A 17,455-nucleotide genomic window follows, 5' to 3' on the forward strand; every position below is an offset into this window, starting at 1 on the left:
CGGTTTCCAATTCGTTAGGGGGCGGCGCCCGGTTCAGTCGATTTTCGGCACGGTAAAGCGGAATTCGCTGCCCTGGCCTGGCTGGCTTTCGGCGTGCAGTTTACCGCCATGGGCCTGGACAATCCCCTTGGAAATGTACAACCCCAGCCCAGTGCCGTTGGGGTTGCCTTCCTTGGTCGTCCAGTAGCGCTCGAAAACATGAGGCAGCTGTTCTGGCGCAATACCTTCACCGGTGTCGCGCACGCTGAATACAATCTCGTTGCCAACTGACATCGCGCTGATGCCCACGGAGCCTTGTTGCGGCGTGAACTTGATGGCATTGCCAATCAGGTTGGACAGCACCTGGAAGAGCCGCTCGGGATCGGCGTTGATCCTCAGGTTGGGTTCGGCATGGAAGGACATGTCGATGGCCTTGGCAGTGGCCAGCGGCGTCAGCAACGAACAGGCGTCGTCGAAGATCTGGCTGACATCCATCGGTTGAGGATTGATGGTGTAGCGCCCGGCGTCGATGCGCGAGGTGTCGAGCAGATCCTCCAGCAGCGCGTTCATGCGGCTGGTGGCCTGTTGCATGGTGTCGATGGCGGAAGAGATTCGCTTGGAACTGTGGGAGCCGTCGGAGCTGAAGGCCTTTTGCATCATGCCGCAGAGCATGGAAATGACGGTCATCGGGCTGCGCAGGTCATGGGACACCACGGCCACCAGTTCGTCGCGCGCCTGCACGGCCTGGCGCTCCTTGCGTACCTGGCGGGCCAGGTCGTTTTCCAGGGCCGAGCGCCGCAGGTCGTTGGCGGCGAACAGCTCGCCATGGGTCCATTTGGTGCTGATGCCGGCCATTTCGACTTTCCAGATCTCGAAAGACGTCCGGGGTCGCAGGCGCAGGCCGGTCTCGCTGTTTTCCAGGTCCAGGGGCTTTTGCGGGTCACCGCTCCATTGCAGGGTTTGCTTCACCTCGGGACGGAACCACAGCACGCCGTTTTCCACCGGTTTGGGCAGGTGGATCGCCAGCACGCCGCTCGCTACGTCCTGATAAGCCTGGGCAGGCGCGAAGACGCTGCTCAGGTTGTGGTGGGAGAACACCGGCTTGTCGGTTTCCAGGATCCATTTGTGCAGCTCGCGGATCTGCTCCGGTTCCGGGCACTGGCCGTGGCGGTGTAGCTTGTTGTCCTCGAAAATCGCAACGCCACTGGCGCCGGTCAGGTCCATGAGGCGTTGCGGCTCGTGGGACAGGCCATCGAAGACGTTGTCGCTGGACTCGACCATGACCGCGGCGAGGACCTTGAGGTCTTCCAGCTTGGCGTCCCGTTGCCGGGTCAGTTCCAGGGCTTGCATGGCGCTGATCTGCAACGATAGCACCTGGCCGATGGTCTGGCAGGCCATGCGCATTTCATGGGGAACAAGCAGCGGCTGGCGATTGCCGCAACTGATCAGCCCCCACAAGCGCTCGCCTTCCATCAACGAGATGCTCATGGAGGACAGCACGCCCATGTTTTTCATGTACTGGCGGTGGATCGGCGAGACGCTGCGCAACGTGGCAAAACTCAGGTCCAGCGGCGCCTGGGTGTCGGGCCGCAGTTCCGGGACCAGCGGTACCGGCGCGTAGTCGGCATTGGGAATGATCCGCAGCCAGTTGGTGCGATACAGCTCGCGGGCCTGTTCGGGAATATCCGATGCCGGGAAAAACAGGCCTTTGTAGAGCTCCATCGACGGCGCGCTGGCCTCGGCAATCACCTGGCCGTGGCCTTCTTCCTCGAAGCGGTAGATCAGCACCCGGTCGTAACCGGTCATGGCCTGGATTTCCCGCACACTGATTTCGTACAGGGCCTGAAGGGTTTTCGCACTTTGCAGGCGTTGCAGCATGCGTCCCATGTTGGCCTCGCCGCTGGCGCCTTCCGGGCGATAGTCGCTCAGGTGCTGTTCCAGTTCGACGATCAGGGCGCCCTGGTGGCGATGTACGAGGGCATCAAAACGCTGCTGATTCACCACAATGGCCACGGGCACGTTGTCGCTTTCCAAAGCGGCGCGACAAGCGATGAGGATCGCTTCGGCCTGTTCCAGTCCCAACAGTGCATCCAGCGTCTGGCCCAGCAACCTGTGCGGGTCTTGCCCCATCAATTGCAATACGTTGGCGCTGACCTGACGGATCACGAAGTCGGGCTCGGACAGCATCAGCAGCACGCCATGAGGCTGGATGGCCCCAGGAAAGCGGATCGGTTCATCTGCGCAATTGGCCAGCAGTTCTTCGAAGGCTTCCTGGTTTTCCGGGGTCATAACAGTACCTTTTGGCTGTCCAGCCAGTGTTCAAAGTGAGTGAACGTCGCCTTGGCGGCGCGTGTGACTTCGAGCACCTGGGCCTCGCCAAGGTTCCTGTCGTCCAGGTATTGGAGGAAATCCTTCCAGCGTCGACCGGTGAGTTCACCATACACATTGAGAAAAGCCGCACCGCTGCAAGCGTCAAGAGCGAGCTGCTCGGCAACCCTGCGCCGCAGGATCTGCCCGCCAAGGGTCGCACCTTCCAGCACGTAGGAAACGCCGAGGGCGGCGGCTCGGGAGTCGATTCGTGGCAGCGCCTGGCAGGTGGGCAATGCCTCGATAGCGGCTTCATCCAGGCCCAGTGCCTTGAGGTCGGCTCGCAATACCGGCAGTTTGATGCGCAGGGATTGGTCCAGCCCGGTTGGAATCAGCGCCAGCACATGAAGCTGTTGCTCCAGCGGCTGATAAAAACCGTAGTAAGCCGCCATCAGGCGTCGGTACAGATCCAGGTCCAGCTGTTGCGAGAAAAACGGCAGGCGTTTTTCCAGGGCGACGTGCAGTTCAGCGGTTTCGGTCCGCAATGCCTGAATCAGAGAAGGGTGGGGCGGGGCCGATGACATGCGGGATGACGCTCGTTGATTGAAGCGTTGCTGGAAAAAAAGCGCACCAATCTTACATGGGTTTTTTGAGTGTGCGTCCTCAGATCGGCTCTCATTTCTTCAAGCCGTTGTGCCCGATTGTCCTTCCTCGAGTCGCGCTCGCTCGCGATCCAGCTCGTTGCGCAGCTCTTCTTCCGTGGGGAGCACCAGTTGGTATTGGCTGGCGAACAGTTGTTCATTGCCTTGCAATACGGAGTAACGCACCACCGATTCGTCTTTCCGGGAACAGAGAATGATGCCGACGGTGGGTTTGTCATCAGGACCGCGTTTCAGTTCGTCGTAGAGGCGCACGTACATGTCCATCTGCCCGATGTCCTGATGGCTCAGTTCGCCACGCTTGAGGTCGACGATCACGAAGCACTTGAGCAGGTAGTTATAGAAGACCAGGTCGAGGTAGAAGTCTTTGCTTTCGGTGCTGATGCGTTGCTGACGGGCGATGAAGGCGAAGCCCTTGCCCAATTCGAGCAGGAAACCCTGTAGCTGGTCGATCAAGGCCTGTTCGAGTTCCGTTTCCAGTAGCGCGCCGGCATTGGGCAGGCCGAGGAATTCCAGGACCACCGGATCCCTGACGATATCCCGGGGGCCGAGGTTCATCTCCTTGATATGAGTGGTGGCTTCCTGCTCCACCGCCGGCCTGTCGCGGCTTGCCAGCAGGCGTTCGTAATAGAAACTGCCGATCTGGCGTTCCAGGGCGCGGGTGGACCAGTTTTGCGTTGCGGCTTCGTTCATATACCAATGGCGTGCAGGAGTATTTTCGACACGCAGCAATACTCGATAGTGGGTCCAACTCAATTCGTGACGCAGTGCGTCACACATTGGAAATGCTTGATAAAAAAGTCGCATGTAGCGCAGATTCGAGGCATCGAATCCCTTCCCGAACCGTGCCGTCAGCACTTTAGCCAGAGATGGCAACAACCGTGCCCCGTAGGCCGCCCGTTCCGCGCCGCCCTGTTCGAATTCGATGATGTGCCGGCCGATCTGCCAGCAGGTTTGTACCTGGAGCGTATCGACGGCACGCAGGACCTTCTGGCGTGCCTGGCGAATCAGCTCGCCGAGTTCATTGATCAAAGGGGCGAGCTGTGGGTCATCTTGGGGCAGCAGTGGCGTCATCGCAGTGTCCAGCCATTGAGAGGGGGCGGACCGCAAGGATGCTCCGGGTGGCGTTTCGATGATGCCGGACGGGGCTGATTGCTTGGGAGGAAAAATAGCGGATTGATGCAGGACGGGTATGACGCCGCCCCATCTTGGTTGACCCCGGTTTGTAGGAACTATCCCCGCAGGGCGTCATCCACCGCGGCCCCGGCCAGACAGTCAGTCCTGGCCTTGCGTCAGCGCCTGGGATGCAGCCACATAATCGGCCTGGAATTGCTTGCTTTCCACCCAATCCAGCGCGGTCTGCTCATCCACGCCCGTGGTCAGACGGCGGTATTCGATCAGTGCGGTAAAGATGAAGTCGGTCGCTTCTTCCTCACCTTCCTGTTCCAGCACCAGCGCCAGCAGGGGATGGGCCAGGAACGCTTCGCACATCGCCTTCTGGCTGATCTTTTCGGCGGCACTCATGAGTTGGAACAGTTCCGTCAGGTCCACGGTTTCCAGATCGATGCGCTCGTCGTTCGGGTCCAGGAAATCGTTTGGCGCAGCAGCACGCTGAGTACGGTTCTGCTTGGCTTTCGCCTTGGCGCGCTGGCTGCGCTTGTGCTGTTTGTTCGCCGATGACATGGTCGGATTCCTGATGGATAAGGCCATCTATCCTACAGCTTCAACGCGCACGCTTCGAATCTCAATCCACTATGAAGAGCGTCGCCCCCGATGAAGTGGAGGATCGATGAGGCTCGGCCTGGTCGGCGACTTGATAGCTCATGCCGGGCTTGAGCAAAAATTGCCGACCGTCTTCGAGCTCAGTATGGAGCTCGCCCTTGAGGCAAAACAGGATGTGACCCTTGGTACACCAATGGTCGGCCAGATACCCGGCGGTGTATTCCACCATCCGTACCCGAATATCCCCGAATTGCCGCGTGCGCCAATAGGCGGTTCCGGTGACGCCTTTGTGTTCGGTGGGCTCGATGGTTGACCAGTCGGTGGTGCCAAAGGGGATACCGGTGATGTCCATGTCGACTCGCTTGCTGGAGGGGAGCGGACGAATGTAGCTGAGTCGACAATGTGCAGGAAGAAAATCCCACGCAATAAAAAACCCCGATCAATTTCTTGATCGGGGTTTTCGGTATTTGGTGCCCAGAGACGGAATCGAACCGCCGACACGGGGATTTTCAATCCCCTGCTCTACCGACTGAGCTATCTGGGCAACGGGGCGCATTAAACGGGTTTTTCAGGGGGGCGTCAAGCACGTTATCAAAAAATATTTAATTATTACCGTCGCTTACGATCCGCCCTGGTTCCAGACAGCTTATTCGGACGGCGGCACGTAGCCTTCGGCCTTGGCGTAATCTTCGCCGGAAAAGTACTTGTCCATCTCGCCCTGAAGGTATTTGCGATCTTCGGCGTTCATCATGTTCAGGCGTTTTTCATTGATCAGCAGGGTCTGGTGTTTCTGCCAGTCGGCCCAGGCCTTGGCCGAGACATTGTCGTAGATGTCCTGGCCCTTGGCGCCCGGGAACGGCGGACGCTCCAGGGCAGGCAGTTCTTCTTTGTACTTGCGGCACATGATGGTGCGGGTCATTGCAACTCTCCTGCGTTCATTACGGCGGCCGCGCGTTCGAGCAAGGTTTTGACCGGGGCGGCAAGGCCCAGGCGCGGCGGGGTGGCGAGGTTATACCAGAGCCAGTCGGCCTCGGCCACGTGATGGCCGGTTTCCCGGACCCGGACCAACCAGGGGTCGATCGCCAACTGGAAGTGGCTGAAGGTGTGCACCAGGCCTGGCATTTGCTGTTGGCTACCCAATTCCAGCGAGTGTTGCAGGGCCAGGTGTTGCAGGTCGTCGAGATCGTCGAGTTCCGGCAGGCTCCACAGCCCGCCCCACAACCCCGTGGAAGGGCGGCGGTAAAGCAGGATCGCGCCCTCGTGGTTGGCCAGCATTGGCATCAAGGTACGCTTCTTGGGTACTTCCTTGCGTGGCTTGGGAATCGGGTAGCGGGTTTCCAGGCCCAGCATGTGGGCTTCGCAGCCTTGCTTCAGCGGGCAGAGCAGGCAACTGGGCTTGCTGCGGGTACAAAGGGTGGCACCCAGGTCCATCATCGCCTGGGTGTAGGCGTTGACGCGGTCCTGTGGCGTGAAGCGCTCGGCGGTGGCCCACAGCTGTTTCGCCACCTTGGGCTCGCCCGGATAGCCTTCCTGGGCGGTGAAACGCGCCAGCACCCGTTTGACATTGCCATCGAGGATCGGCGCCCGCAGGCCCATGCTGATGCTGGCGATGGCGCCGGCGGTGGACAGGCCGATGCCCGGCAATTCGGTGAGTTTTTCCACGTCCCGGGGAAACTCCCCGCCGTATTGGTCGACGACGACCTTTGCGGTCTTCTGCAAGTTGCGCGCGCGGGTGTAATAGCCCAGCCCGGTCCACAGGTGCAGTACTTCGTCCTCCGGCGCGGCGGCCAGGGCTTGGACGGTGGGCAGCGCGACCATGAAGCGGTCGAAGTAGTTGAGCACGGTACTGACCTGGGTCTGCTGCAACATGATTTCCGAGACCCACACCCGATAGGGCGAGATGTCCCGCTGCCAGGGCAAATCGTGGCGCCCATGGCGGTCGAACCAGTCCAGTACGGCGGCGGAAAATTGCTCGGCTCTCATCGCTTGAACAGCCCCTTGAGCGCATCTTTGAGTTCGGGGCTGACCTTGTCGCCCAGCTTCTCCTCGATCTTGTCGCCGAGCCGGTCACCGGCCAGTTTCGCCGCGACCTTGCCCAGCCCGTCGTTGTCCAGGCGGCAGGCCTTCGCACCCAGCTCCAGTGGGCCACGGCAGCGCAATGGCCATTCGACGTCGACGTAACGTTCGTTGACCTGGCAGGCCGGGTCGGGCATGTCGCTCTTGTCGCCTTCGACAATGACGCCGACGCGGTAATCCATGCCCAGCACCCGCAGGTCGATATCGCCGTTGCCATTGACGGTCATGCCGGGGATGCGGACTTTCAGGTCCGGGTTGTTGGCAACGCCATTGTTGAAAGTGAGATTGCCGTTGAGTTGCTGGAACGGCGTGTCCTTGCCCCGCGGTTCGCCGCTGAGAGTCTTGCGATTGAGGGTGGCGATGCCTTTGCACAATTGCTGTTCGAGATTGGCATTGAGCAGTACGCCATCGTTGATGACGAACCCGGCGTTGCCGTTGAGACTGTCGATCAGGGCTTTCTGGCTATTACCGCTGGCGGTGATCGCACTGTTGATGGTGACCAGGCCTTTGACCGGCGGATTCTTGCCTTGGCTTTCGATGATCTTCTCGGCGGGAACCCGGTTGATGCGCGTTTGCAGGCTCAACTGTGGCGTAGGCTGGCGCACGTCCAGGGTGCCCTTGGTTTCGAAGTTGCCGCTGTACAGATCGCCTCGCAGGTTTTCCAGGGTCAGCAGGCCACCCAGGCCGGTGGCTTTGAGTGCCGCGTTCTGGATCGGCAGTTTATCGAGGGTCAGTTGTCCGAAGGTCAGGTCGGCATCGAGGTCCAGCTTGCTCAGGCGTTCCACCGGAAACAGCCGATCATTACTCCAGGCCCCCTGGGTCGGAGCGCTCGGCAGCGGTGTACTGCCGGCTCCAGCCATGGCGCTGGCCTCGGTGTTGCTGACTTCAGCCTCACGGGCCGCCTTGGAGCTGTCCGCTTCGGCGGACTTTGGCGGCAGGTAACGGTCGACGTTGAACGTGTCGGCCTTGAGCTGAGCGCGCAGGGACTGCTTGGCAAAGTCTTCCACGGCGATGCGCCCGCTGAAGTTGCTGTCATCGATCTTCAGGTTGATGTTGTTGAATTCGACGCTGGTCGGCGTGCCGGCAATGCGGCTGACCAGTTCGACCTTGCTCAGGCTGCCTTCGGCCATGTCCGGGAGTTTCTGGCCGACGCTGTCGACGAAGTTCGCCAGATCGAACTGGGCGATCGACACCCCGCCACTCAATTGCGGGGTCTTGTCGAGGTCGTTGACTTTCAATTCACCCAAGGCGCGCAGTTGATTGAGCGACAGCTTGATGCCGGTCCATTCGGCGACATTGGCCGCCTTGTCCAGGAACAGTTGGCCTTGGGCGGCGAAGTTCAGGGTCTTGCCCTGCAAGGGGTCGCCCGTGGCTTCGCCGGACAGTTTCAGATCCTCGAACTTGTAGCGTTGCAGGGCACGTTCGAAGCGCAGTTCACCCGTCACTTCAGTGCGTACACGTACGGCTGGCTGATTGCTGGACAGGAAGGCGGTCAGGGTGACCGGGATATTGGTGGAGTCGTGGACCGGGCCGGTGCTCAGTTGGATGCTCTCGGCCGTGAACAGCTTGCCAGTCCGCTCGTCGGTGTATTCGACGCGGGCGTTGTTCACGGTCAGGCTGTCGATGTCCAGGCGGGTTGGCTGGGCAGGTTTTTCTGCCGGGGCGCTGGCGGGCGAGGTCGGTTGTTCGGTCGGTGCCGGTGCGCTCGCCGTCGTCGTGGAGGCTGGCACCTTGCCGATGTCTTCCCAGTTGCCGTGACCGTTCTTGTCACGGTTGAGCCGCAGGTTCAGGCCTTCGACCCGCACATCGCTCATCTGCACTTCCCGGCGCAGCAGCGGTATCACCCGCACCGAAAGACCGAGCATCTGCAGGTCGGCGAAGGGTTGGGTCGGATTGGCCAGGGTAGCGACGCTGGCGTCGTGCAGCTCAAGGCCCAGCCACGGAAACAGGCTCCAGCCGATGTCGCCATTGAGGGTCAGCTCGATGTGGGCCTTGTCGCGGGCTATCTGGCGGATCTCTTCTTTGTAGTCGTTGGGATCGAACAGGTGGGTCAGGGCAAAGCCCAGGGCCACAATGATCAGCAACAGCCCGAGAAGTACCAGACCCAGGATTTTGCCGAACGCTTTCATGGGCGAATCCTTGTAGGTTGAGTTCAAAATTTAGCCGGGAGTATAACGCCCTGAGTTGCTGGCGCGTTGGAGGATCGTTCTCCTGCCAGGCTTGCCGAACATAGACCTGTGGCATGGGGAATTATCCCCGCAGGGTTGCGAAGCGACACTGATATCAGCCAAGACAATCACAACCTGAGGGATCGAAGCGTTTGGTTTCGAGGCCACTTCGTGCCCCGGCGGGCTGGTGCGACGTTCCGCTAAATCCTCTCGCCACAGAGAGAGGGGCTCAACTCCTGAAAAAATAAATCGTTAGCCCCCTACAGAAAGCGAGCAAGTGTGCGATAAGACAGATGGCACGAAAAAGGTGATATCACTTTGGTTTTTCTGCCACGAGCAAATGGTAACCTTTGCCCGTTCGTCCGCCCTTCTGCGACTTGATGTCGCATGCTATGGAGCTTCACCAGAAAATACAGCCATGCCTGCGTGCAATGAAGGCTGAGGGTGATGCGTGGCTGGCGAACCATTCCAATAACTGGGGGATACACAATGAGCACGAGCATCACGGCGGGCGGCATCGCCGACCAGCCAGCGTTCCTCTCCAAGGAACGCATCATCGCCAAACCCGGTTTCAACCGGTGGCTGGTTCCACCGGCCGCACTGGCCATTCACCTTTGCATCGGCATGGCCTACGGCTTTTCGGTGTTCTGGTTGCCACTGTCCAAAGCCTTGGGTATCTCCAAGCCTGTGGCCTGCGCACCGGATATGAGCTTCATCTCGCAAGTCTTTTCGTCCCAATGTGACTGGCCGATCTCGATGCTCGGCTGGATCTACACCCTGTTCTTCATCTTCCTGGGTTGCTCGGCAGCCATCTGGGGCGGCTGGCTGGAACACGCCGGGCCGCGCAAGGCCGGCGTTGTCTCGGCATTGTGCTGGTGCGGTGGCCTGCTGATTTCCGCGCTGGGTATCTATACCCACCAGATCTGGCTGATGTGGATCGGTTCCGGGGTGATCGGCGGCATCGGCCTGGGCCTGGGCTACATCTCCCCGGTATCGACCCTGATCAAGTGGTTCCCGGACAAGCGTGGCATGGCCACCGGCATGGCGATCATGGGCTTCGGCGGTGGCGCGATGGTCGGTGCGCCGCTGGCCGCAGCGCTGATGAGCCATTTCGCTTCGCCGACTGGCGTGGGCGTATGGCAGAGCTTCCTGGTCATGGCTGCGATCTACTTTGTGTTCATGATCGGTGGCGCCTTGTCGTACCGCGTTCCGCCGACCGGCTGGAAGCCTGAAGGCTGGACCCCGGCACCGAAGAAAGCCGCGAACGCGATGATTACCCATCGCCATGTTCACGTGAACGTGGCCTGGAAAACCCCGCAATTCCGCCTGGTCTGGCTGGTGCTGTGCCTGAACGTTTCCGCCGGTATCGGCATCCTCGGCATGGCTTCGCCACTGCTGCAGGAAGTGTTCGGTGGCAAGTTGCTCGGCAATGACCTGCCGTTCGGCCAGTTGGACGCTACGCAACTGGGTCAGATCGCGGCGATCGCCGCCGGTTTCACCGGTCTGCTGAGCCTGTTCAACATCGGTGGCCGGTTCTTCTGGGCATCCTTCTCGGATTACCTGGGTCGTAAAAACACCTATTTCGTGTTCTTCGCCCTGGGCTTTGCCCTGTATGCGCTGATCCCGAACCTGGGGCACCTGGGCAGCGTCGCGCTGTTCGTGGCGGCGTTCTGCATCATCCTGTCGATGTACGGCGGCGGTTTCGCCACCGTGCCGGCCTACCTGGCGGACCTGTTCGGTACGCAGATGGTCGGCGCGATCCACGGTCGCCTGTTGACCGCATGGGCTGCGGCGGGCGTGCTGGGTCCGGTGCTGGTGAACTACCTGCGTGAATATCAACTGAGCATCGGCGTTGAACGCGCCGCGGCCTATGACATCACCTTGTACATCCTCTCCGGTCTGTTGGTGCTGGGCTTCCTGTGCAACCTGCTGGTCCGTCCGGTCGCCGACAAGTACTTCATGACCGACGCCGAACTGGCCGCCGAACAGGCCCTGGGCCATGACAAGGGCGCAGACAGCACCACTTCGCTGGAGTGGAAAGCCGCGCCAGGCACCAAGCCCCTGGCGATTGCTGCCTGGCTGGTGGTGGGCATTCCGTTGGCGTGGGGTGTGTGGGTGACCCTGCAGAAGACGGCGGTGTTGTTCCACTAAGCGACAATGACGGTAGGCCCGAATCCATCGGAGACGGGCCAACCCTGTGGGAGCGAGCCTGCTCGCGATGAGGGCGTGTCAGTCGACATCATTGTCTTCTGATGCACCGCTATCGCGAGCAGGCTCGCTCCCACATTTGTTTTGTGTGTAGGCGAAAGCTTGTATGGACATGTCTATCGCCGACAACCCGTCAGGGATATCACCTCCCGTGTTTCTGTTTGCCGCTCGCGCCCCTATAATGGCTGCCTTTTTCGCCCAATGATTTTGCGGAGCTGGTGATGGCCGAACGTAAGGCGTCTGTCGAGCGCGACACTCTGGAAACCCAGATCAAAGCCTCGATCAACCTGGATGGCACCGGAAAGGCCCGGTTTGATATCGGCGTGCCTTTTCTTGAGCACATGCTGGACCAGATCGCCCGTCACGGGCTGATCGACCTGGACATCGTCAGCAAGGGCGACCTGCATATCGACGACCACCACACGGTGGAAGACGTCGGTATCACCCTGGGCCAGGCCTTTACCAAGGCCATCGGCGACAAGAAGGGCATCCGTCGCTACGGCCATGCCTATGTGCCGCTCGATGAGGCGCTGTCGCGGGTGGTCATCGACTTCTCCGGTCGCCCGGGCCTGCAGATGCACGTGCCGTACACCCGTGCCACCGTCGGCGGCTTCGACGTTGACCTGTTCCAGGAATTCTTCCAGGGCTTCGTCAACCACGCCAACGTGACCCTGCACATCGACAACCTGCGCGGGCACAACACCCACCACCAGATCGAAACTGTATTCAAGGCTTTCGGCCGCGCGCTGCGCATGGCCGTGGAGCTCGATGACCGCATGGCCGGCCAGATGCCTTCCACCAAGGGCGTGCTGTAATGCAGACGGTCGCGGTTATCGACTATGGCATGGGCAACCTGCACTCGGTGGCCAAGGCCCTCGAGCATGTGGGGGCCGGCAAGGTGCTGATCACCAGCGATGCCGACGTGATTCGCGAAGCCGACCGAGTGGTGTTTCCCGGCGTCGGTGCGATTCGCGATTGCATGGCCGAGATCCGCCGCCTGGGCTTCGATTCGCTGGTGCATGAAGTCAGCCAGGACCGTCCGTTCCTCGGCATTTGCGTGGGCATGCAAGCCTTGCTTGAACGCAGCGAAGAGAACGACGGGGTCGATTGCATCAACATGTTCCCAGGCCAGGTGAAATTTTTTGGCAAGGATCTGCATGAAGACGGCGAGCACCTGAAAGTCCCGCACATGGGCTGGAACGAAGTGAAGCAGACAGTGGATCACCCGCTGTGGCACAACATTCCGGACCTGGCGCGTTTCTACTTCGTGCACAGCTACTACATCGCCGCTGGCAATGCCCGGCAGGTGGTGGGCAGCGGGCACTATGGCGTCGATTTCGCCGCGGCCCTGGCCGATGGTTCGCGCTTCGCCGTGCAGTTCCACCCAGAGAAGAGCCATACCCATGGCCTGCAACTGTTGCAGAACTTCGCAGCGTGGGACGGGCGCTGGTAATGGCCCGCAAGAAACCGCCGATCCTCAGCCTCACGCCCGAGCAGGAGAGTGAAGCGAACCGCAAGATCCAGCGGTTCATGGAGGATCGTTTCGAGCTGGACCTGGGCTCATTCGAAGCGGCGGAAATTCTTGACCTGTTTACCCGCGAAATTGCGCCGCACTATTACAACAGGGCGATTTTCGATGTGCAGACGCACCTTAAAGAAAGGTTCGAAAGCATTGAAAGCGACTTGTGGGCGCTCGAGAAGAATTGATTTTCGAGCCTAGCTGAATATTCGTATTTGAAGGTTTGCCAGATGCTGATTATCCCCGCTATCGATCTCAAGGACGGCGCTTGCGTACGTCTGCGTCAGGGCCGCATGGAAGACTCCACGGTGTTTTCCGATGACCCGGTGAGCATGGCCGCCAAGTGGGTGGAGGGCGGCTGTCGTCGCCTGCATCTGGTTGACCTGAACGGCGCCTTCGAAGGGCAGCCGGTGAACGGTGAAGTGGTCACGGCCATCGCCAAGCGCTACCCGAACTTGCCGATCCAGATCGGCGGCGGCATTCGTTCGCTGGAAACCATCGAGCACTACGTCAAGGCTGGCGTGAGTTACGTGATCATCGGCACCAAGGCCGTCAAGGAACCGGAGTTCGTCGCTGAAGCCTGCCGCGCCTTCCCGGGCAAGGTCATCGTTGGCCTCGACGCCAAGGACGGTTTCGTCGCCACCGACGGCTGGGCGGAAGTCAGCAGCGTGCAGGTGATCGACCTGGCCAAGCGTTTCGAGGCTGACGGCGTGTCCGCCATCGTCTACACCGACATCGCCAAAGACGGCATGATGCAGGGCTGCAACGTCCCGTTCACCGCCGCCCTGGCCGCCGCCACGAAGATCCCGGTGATCGCCTCCGGCGGTATCCATAACCTGGGCGACATCAAGGCGCTGCTCGACGCCAAGGCGCCGGGCATCATCGGTGCGATCACCGGTCGCGCGATCTACGAAGGCACTCTGGACGTCGCCGAGGCCCAGGCCTTCTGCGATTCCTACAAAGGCTGAGGACTCACCATGGCGCTGGCCAAACGCATCATCCCTTGCCTGGACGTGGACAACGGTCGGGTGGTCAAGGGTGTGAAGTTCGAGAACATCCGTGACGCCGGCGACCCGGTGGAAATCGCCCGTCGCTACGACGAACAGGGTGCGGACGAGATCACCTTCCTCGACATCACGGCCAGCGTCGATGGCCGCGATACCACCTTGCACACCGTCGAGCGCATGGCCAGCCAGGTGTTCATCCCGCTGACCGTGGGCGGCGGCGTGCGCACCGTGCAGGACATCCGCAACCTGCTCAATGCCGGTGCGGACAAGGTGTCCATCAACACCGCAGCGGTGTTCAACCCGGAATTCGTTGGCGAGGCGGCCCAGCACTTCGGTTCGCAGTGCATTGTCGTGGCCATCGATGCCAAGAAGGTCTCCGGCCCGGGCGAAACCCCGCGTTGGGAAATCTTCACCCACGGTGGTCGTAAACCTACGGGCCTCGACGCCGTTGAATGGGCGAAGAAGATGGAAGGCCTGGGCGCTGGTGAAATCCTGCTGACCAGCATGGACCAGGACGGCATGAAAAACGGCTTCGACCTCGGAGTCACCCGCGCCATCAGCGATGCCCTGGGCATCCCGGTCATCGCCTCCGGTGGCGTCGGCAACCTGCAGCACCTGGCCGACGGGATTATCGAGGGCCATGCCAGCGCGGTACTGGCGGCGAGCATCTTCCACTTTGGCGAATACACCGTGCCGGAAGCCAAGGCCTATATGGCGCATCGCGGTATCTGCATTCGCTGATCGCTGGACACCATGGCGGGCCCAAGGCACTCTTGGGCACACCATGGATTGCGGTAGCCCGACATGCTCAAACGTCTCGTTCTTGCCTTTGCCGGCGTCACGTTGCTACTTGCAGGTACCGCCCGCGCCGCCGATACATCGCTGGTGCTGCTGACGGAAAACTTCCCGCCGTACAACATGGCCAAGAACGGCAAGAACTTCGCTCAGGACGAGAACATTCATGGCATTGCCGTGGACATCGTCCGCGAAATATTCAAGCGCGCCGACATCTCCTACAGCCTGACGCTACGTTTCCCTTGGGAGCGAATCTACAAGCTCGCCTTGGAAAACCCTGGATACGGCGTGTTTGTCATGGCGCGATTGCCGGAGCGCGAAAAGCTTTTCAAATGGGTCGGCCCCATCGGCCCGGATGATTGGATCATGCTCGCCAAGGCCGATAGCAAGATTGCCCTCGACTCGCTGGAGCAGGCGCGCCAATACAGGATCGGTGCCTACAAGGGCGACGCGATTGCCGAGACATTGGCCAAGCAGGGCCTGAAGCCGATTGTCGTATTGCGCGATCAGGACAACGCCAGAAAACTGGTCAACGGCCAGATCGATCTGTGGGCGACCGGTGACCCGGCCGGGCGTTACCTGGCGCGTCAGGAAGGGGTGAACGACCTCAAGACCGTGTTGCGATTCAACAGTGCCGAGCTGTACCTGGCGTTGAATAAAGACGTGCCTGACGATGTGGTCGCCCGGCTGCAAGCGGCCCTGGATGAACTGCGCAAGGAAGGCGCGGTGGATGCGATCCTGGCGCGGTATCTCTGAGCGCTGTCCCGCCGCCATCGCGAGCAAGCCCGCTCCCACAATGGATTTGTGGTGAGCGCTAATTCTGCAGCCAGCCTGGATCACTGTGGGAGCGAGCCTGCTCGCGATGGCGGCATCGCGGTTTGAGATAGCGCTCAGCCGCTACCGATAAACACCATCCTTCCCATGCCCGGCCATCGCCCGATTACTGCGCAGACTGATCATCGACTTGATGTCGATCCATTCGATGCCCTGGGCCTTGAGCCGAGGTAGTTCGCGTTCGAGCACTGCGAGGGTCTGCGGGTAGGGATGCCCAATCATTACTGCCGAACCCTGCCGATGAGCGAGCTCAATGGCCACCTGAAGCTGGTGGGCAATGGCGGCTTCGGTACGCTCGTCATCCAGGAACACATCCCGCGACACGCTGGCGAGGCCAATCTTCTGGGCCTCGGCGGCCGCGACAGTCTGGGCGCTGGTGCGGCTGTCGACGAAAAACTTGTGCCGCTGCTGCAGATTCGCCATCAGCCACGCCATGGCCTGGGGTTGGGCGGTCATGCGGCTGCCCATGTGGTTGTTGATCCCGCTGGTGTAGGGCACGGCGGCGAATGCGGCGTCCAGGCGCTTGCCCAGTTCCTCGATGGGCAGTTCCGGATGCCAGGCGAACGGCCCGGTGGCCGGGTCCATGGGCATGTGCAGCATGACCAGCTTGCCGGCGCGATGGGCTTCGCGGGCGAATTCTGCGGCGTGGGGCGTGTCCGGCATGATCGCGGCGGTGACGGGACCGGGGAGGGTCAGTACCCGGCGATCCCGAGGCAGGTTTTGCCCCAGGTCGTCGATGATCAGGCTCAGGTACGCCTTGTGCGGCGAGGATGCGGTGGCGGGGGCCGCGTTAACGGCTCCCGCCAGCAGGCACAGCAGGACGAAGGTGAAACGCAGGCCCATCTCAGCGGCCGGACGTGATGTTCAATCCTTTGAGCAGGCTCAGGGCCTGGGCCAACTGGTAATCGTCATCCTGGGGCATTGGCTTGGCCTTGGCGCCGGAACCGGTTGGTTTGTCGGCGCCACCGTTGCCGTTGCCCAGGTGACCTTGCAGGTCGGCTTCCTTGAAGTACTCGCTGTCCTGCTCGTTGGTGATCTTGGCCTTGCGCACCTCGATGTCCGGGACGATGCCCTGGGCCTGGATGGAGCGGCCATTGGGCGTGAAGTACAGCGCGGTGGTGATCTTCAGGGCGCGATCGTTGTTCAGTGGCAATACGGTCTGCACCGAGCCCTTGCCGAAGCTGGTGGTGCCCATGACCACGCCACGCTTCTGGTCCTGCAGGGCGCCGGCGACGATTTCCGATGCCGAGGCGCTGCCGCCGTTGATCAGCACTACCAGTGGCACGGCTTCGCTCAGGTCGTTGCCGGTGGCCGAGAAGCGCAGCTCGGAATTGGCGATACGGCCCTTGGTATAGACGATCAGGCCCTTGGTGATGAAGTGATCGACCACTTCCACGGCCGATTGCAGCACGCCGCCGGGGTTGTTGCGCAGGTCCAGGACCAGGCCGTTGAGTTTCTTGCCGTTGTCCTTGCGCATCTTGGCCAGGGCCTTGGCGACTTCTTCGCCGGTCTTGACCTGGAACTGGGTGATGCGGATGTAACCGTAGCCCGACTCCAGCAACTGGCTCTTCACGCTCTTGACCTGGATGACCGCGCGGGTCAGGGTCACGTCGAACGGCGTGCCACCGTCGCGTACCAGGGTCAGGGTGATCTTCTGGCCGATCTTGCCGCGCATCTTGTCCACGGCTTCGGTCATGCTCTGGCCGCGCGTCGGCTGGCCATTGATCTTGACGATGAAGTCACCGGCCTGGATGCCGGCCTTGGAGGCGGGCGTGTCGTCGATCGGCGAAACCACCTTGATGAAACCGTCTTCACTGCCGACCTCGATGCCCAGGCCGCCAAATTCGCCGCTGGTGCTTTCCTGCAGCTCGGCAAAGTCTTCCGGCCCCAGGTAGGCCGAGTGTGGATCAAGGTTGCTGAGCATGCCTTTGATGGCATTCTCCAGCAGCACTTTGTCATCCACCGGTTCGACGTAAGCGGCCTTGATCCGGTCCATGACCTCGGCAAAGGTGCGCAGTTCGTCCAGCGGCAGCGGGGCCTTGGTGGTCGCGGCCGTGCTGGCTGGCGCCAACGGGGCGGGGTCAGCGGCAAAAGCCAGGGGCGCACCGATCACGAGGGCGATCGCCAGGGCCAGCGAGGTAAGGCGGGACAAATGCAGCATGTCGAACGAACTCCTTAATA

The 17,455-nt window shown here is 61.0% G+C and carries 17 protein-coding genes and 1 tRNA gene; 7 read left to right on the plus strand and 11 right to left on the minus strand.

The window, feature by feature from the left end:
- Nucleotides 1-33 precede the first annotated feature (33 nt).
- The 9 genes from AC30D9_RS14225 to AC30D9_RS14265 all read right to left on the minus strand — a co-directional run bounded on the left by AC30D9_RS14225 (nt 34) and on the right by AC30D9_RS14265 (nt 8,872).
- Entirely contained in the window at nt 34-2,268 is a 2,235-nt protein-coding gene (locus AC30D9_RS14225; RefSeq protein ID WP_490144250.1) for an ATP-binding protein, read from the minus strand.
- Nucleotides 2,265-2,870 (minus strand): biliverdin-producing heme oxygenase, encoded by a 606-nt coding sequence (locus tag AC30D9_RS14230; protein WP_134922458.1) that lies wholly within the window; start codon nt 2,868-2,870, stop codon nt 2,265-2,267. The genes AC30D9_RS14225 and AC30D9_RS14230 overlap by 4 nt, the downstream gene beginning before the upstream one ends.
- A gap of 99 nt (nt 2,871-2,969) precedes the next feature.
- Complete coding sequence (locus AC30D9_RS14235) at nt 2,970-4,019, minus strand: PDDEXK nuclease domain-containing protein (RefSeq protein ID WP_490144251.1); 1,050 nt, start codon at nt 4,017-4,019, stop codon at nt 2,970-2,972.
- Between the two features lie 201 nt (nt 4,020-4,220).
- Complete coding sequence (locus AC30D9_RS14240; protein WP_109751973.1) at nt 4,221-4,628, minus strand: hypothetical protein; 408 nt, start codon at nt 4,626-4,628, stop codon at nt 4,221-4,223.
- Nucleotides 4,629-4,689: 61 nt separating this feature from the next.
- Nucleotides 4,690-5,019, minus strand: a complete 330-nt coding sequence (locus AC30D9_RS14245; RefSeq protein ID WP_109751974.1) for a DHCW motif cupin fold protein — start codon at nt 5,017-5,019, stop codon at nt 4,690-4,692.
- Nucleotides 5,020-5,135: 116 nt separating this feature from the next.
- Nucleotides 5,136-5,211 (minus strand) — tRNA-Phe (locus tag AC30D9_RS14250).
- A gap of 102 nt (nt 5,212-5,313) precedes the next feature.
- The gene (locus AC30D9_RS14255; protein WP_134922460.1) at nt 5,314-5,586 is read right to left on the minus strand and encodes an oxidative damage protection protein; all 273 of its coding nucleotides are present in this window, start codon (nt 5,584-5,586) and stop codon (nt 5,314-5,316) included.
- The gene (gene mutY, locus AC30D9_RS14260; RefSeq protein ID WP_490144252.1) at nt 5,583-6,650 is read right to left on the minus strand and encodes an A/G-specific adenine glycosylase; all 1,068 of its coding nucleotides are present in this window, start codon (nt 6,648-6,650) and stop codon (nt 5,583-5,585) included. Before mutY ends, AC30D9_RS14255 begins: the two co-directional genes overlap by 4 nt.
- A complete protein-coding gene (locus tag AC30D9_RS14265) occupies nt 6,647-8,872 on the minus strand; it encodes an AsmA family protein (RefSeq protein WP_490144253.1) in 2,226 nt (741 codons plus the stop codon). Before AC30D9_RS14265 ends, mutY begins: the two co-directional genes overlap by 4 nt.
- A gap of 528 nt (nt 8,873-9,400) precedes the next feature.
- Between AC30D9_RS14265 and AC30D9_RS14270 the strand changes: the two genes are divergently transcribed.
- From AC30D9_RS14270 to AC30D9_RS14300, 7 genes are all read left to right on the plus strand, one after another.
- The gene (locus tag AC30D9_RS14270; protein ID WP_490144254.1) at nt 9,401-11,062 is read left to right on the plus strand and encodes an OFA family MFS transporter; all 1,662 of its coding nucleotides are present in this window, start codon (nt 9,401-9,403) and stop codon (nt 11,060-11,062) included.
- 278 nt (nt 11,063-11,340) lie between these two features.
- Entirely contained in the window at nt 11,341-11,934 is a 594-nt protein-coding gene (hisB, locus tag AC30D9_RS14275) for an imidazoleglycerol-phosphate dehydratase HisB (RefSeq protein ID WP_003186751.1), read from the plus strand.
- A complete protein-coding gene (hisH, locus tag AC30D9_RS14280; protein ID WP_134922464.1) occupies nt 11,934-12,572 on the plus strand; it encodes an imidazole glycerol phosphate synthase subunit HisH in 639 nt (212 codons plus the stop codon). Before hisB ends, hisH begins: the two co-directional genes overlap by 1 nt.
- Complete coding sequence (locus tag AC30D9_RS14285) at nt 12,572-12,826, plus strand: DUF2164 domain-containing protein (RefSeq protein WP_307573542.1); 255 nt, start codon at nt 12,572-12,574, stop codon at nt 12,824-12,826. The genes hisH and AC30D9_RS14285 overlap by 1 nt, the downstream gene beginning before the upstream one ends.
- 42 nt (nt 12,827-12,868) lie before the next feature.
- Nucleotides 12,869-13,606 (plus strand): 1-(5-phosphoribosyl)-5-[(5-phosphoribosylamino)methylideneamino]imidazole-4-carboxamide isomerase, encoded by a 738-nt coding sequence (gene hisA / locus AC30D9_RS14290; protein WP_038605771.1) that lies wholly within the window; start codon nt 12,869-12,871, stop codon nt 13,604-13,606.
- A 9-nt stretch (nt 13,607-13,615) separates the two neighbouring features.
- Nucleotides 13,616-14,386 (plus strand): imidazole glycerol phosphate synthase subunit HisF, encoded by a 771-nt coding sequence (gene hisF / locus AC30D9_RS14295; protein ID WP_123345509.1) that lies wholly within the window; start codon nt 13,616-13,618, stop codon nt 14,384-14,386.
- A gap of 63 nt (nt 14,387-14,449) precedes the next feature.
- Nucleotides 14,450-15,196, plus strand: a complete 747-nt coding sequence (locus tag AC30D9_RS14300) for a substrate-binding periplasmic protein (RefSeq protein WP_134922466.1) — start codon at nt 14,450-14,452, stop codon at nt 15,194-15,196.
- Between the two features lie 141 nt (nt 15,197-15,337).
- Here the strand turns inward: AC30D9_RS14300 and AC30D9_RS14305 are convergent, their stop codons facing one another.
- Entirely contained in the window at nt 15,338-16,117 is a 780-nt protein-coding gene (locus tag AC30D9_RS14305; protein WP_307573547.1) for a divergent polysaccharide deacetylase family protein, read from the minus strand.
- A 1-nt stretch (nt 16,118) separates the two neighbouring features.
- Nucleotides 16,119-17,435 (minus strand): S41 family peptidase, encoded by a 1,317-nt coding sequence (locus AC30D9_RS14310; RefSeq protein ID WP_134922468.1) that lies wholly within the window; start codon nt 17,433-17,435, stop codon nt 16,119-16,121.
- Nucleotides 17,436-17,455: the final 20 nt, after the last annotated feature.

Source organism: Pseudomonas sp. DF11, from assembly GCF_058148565.1.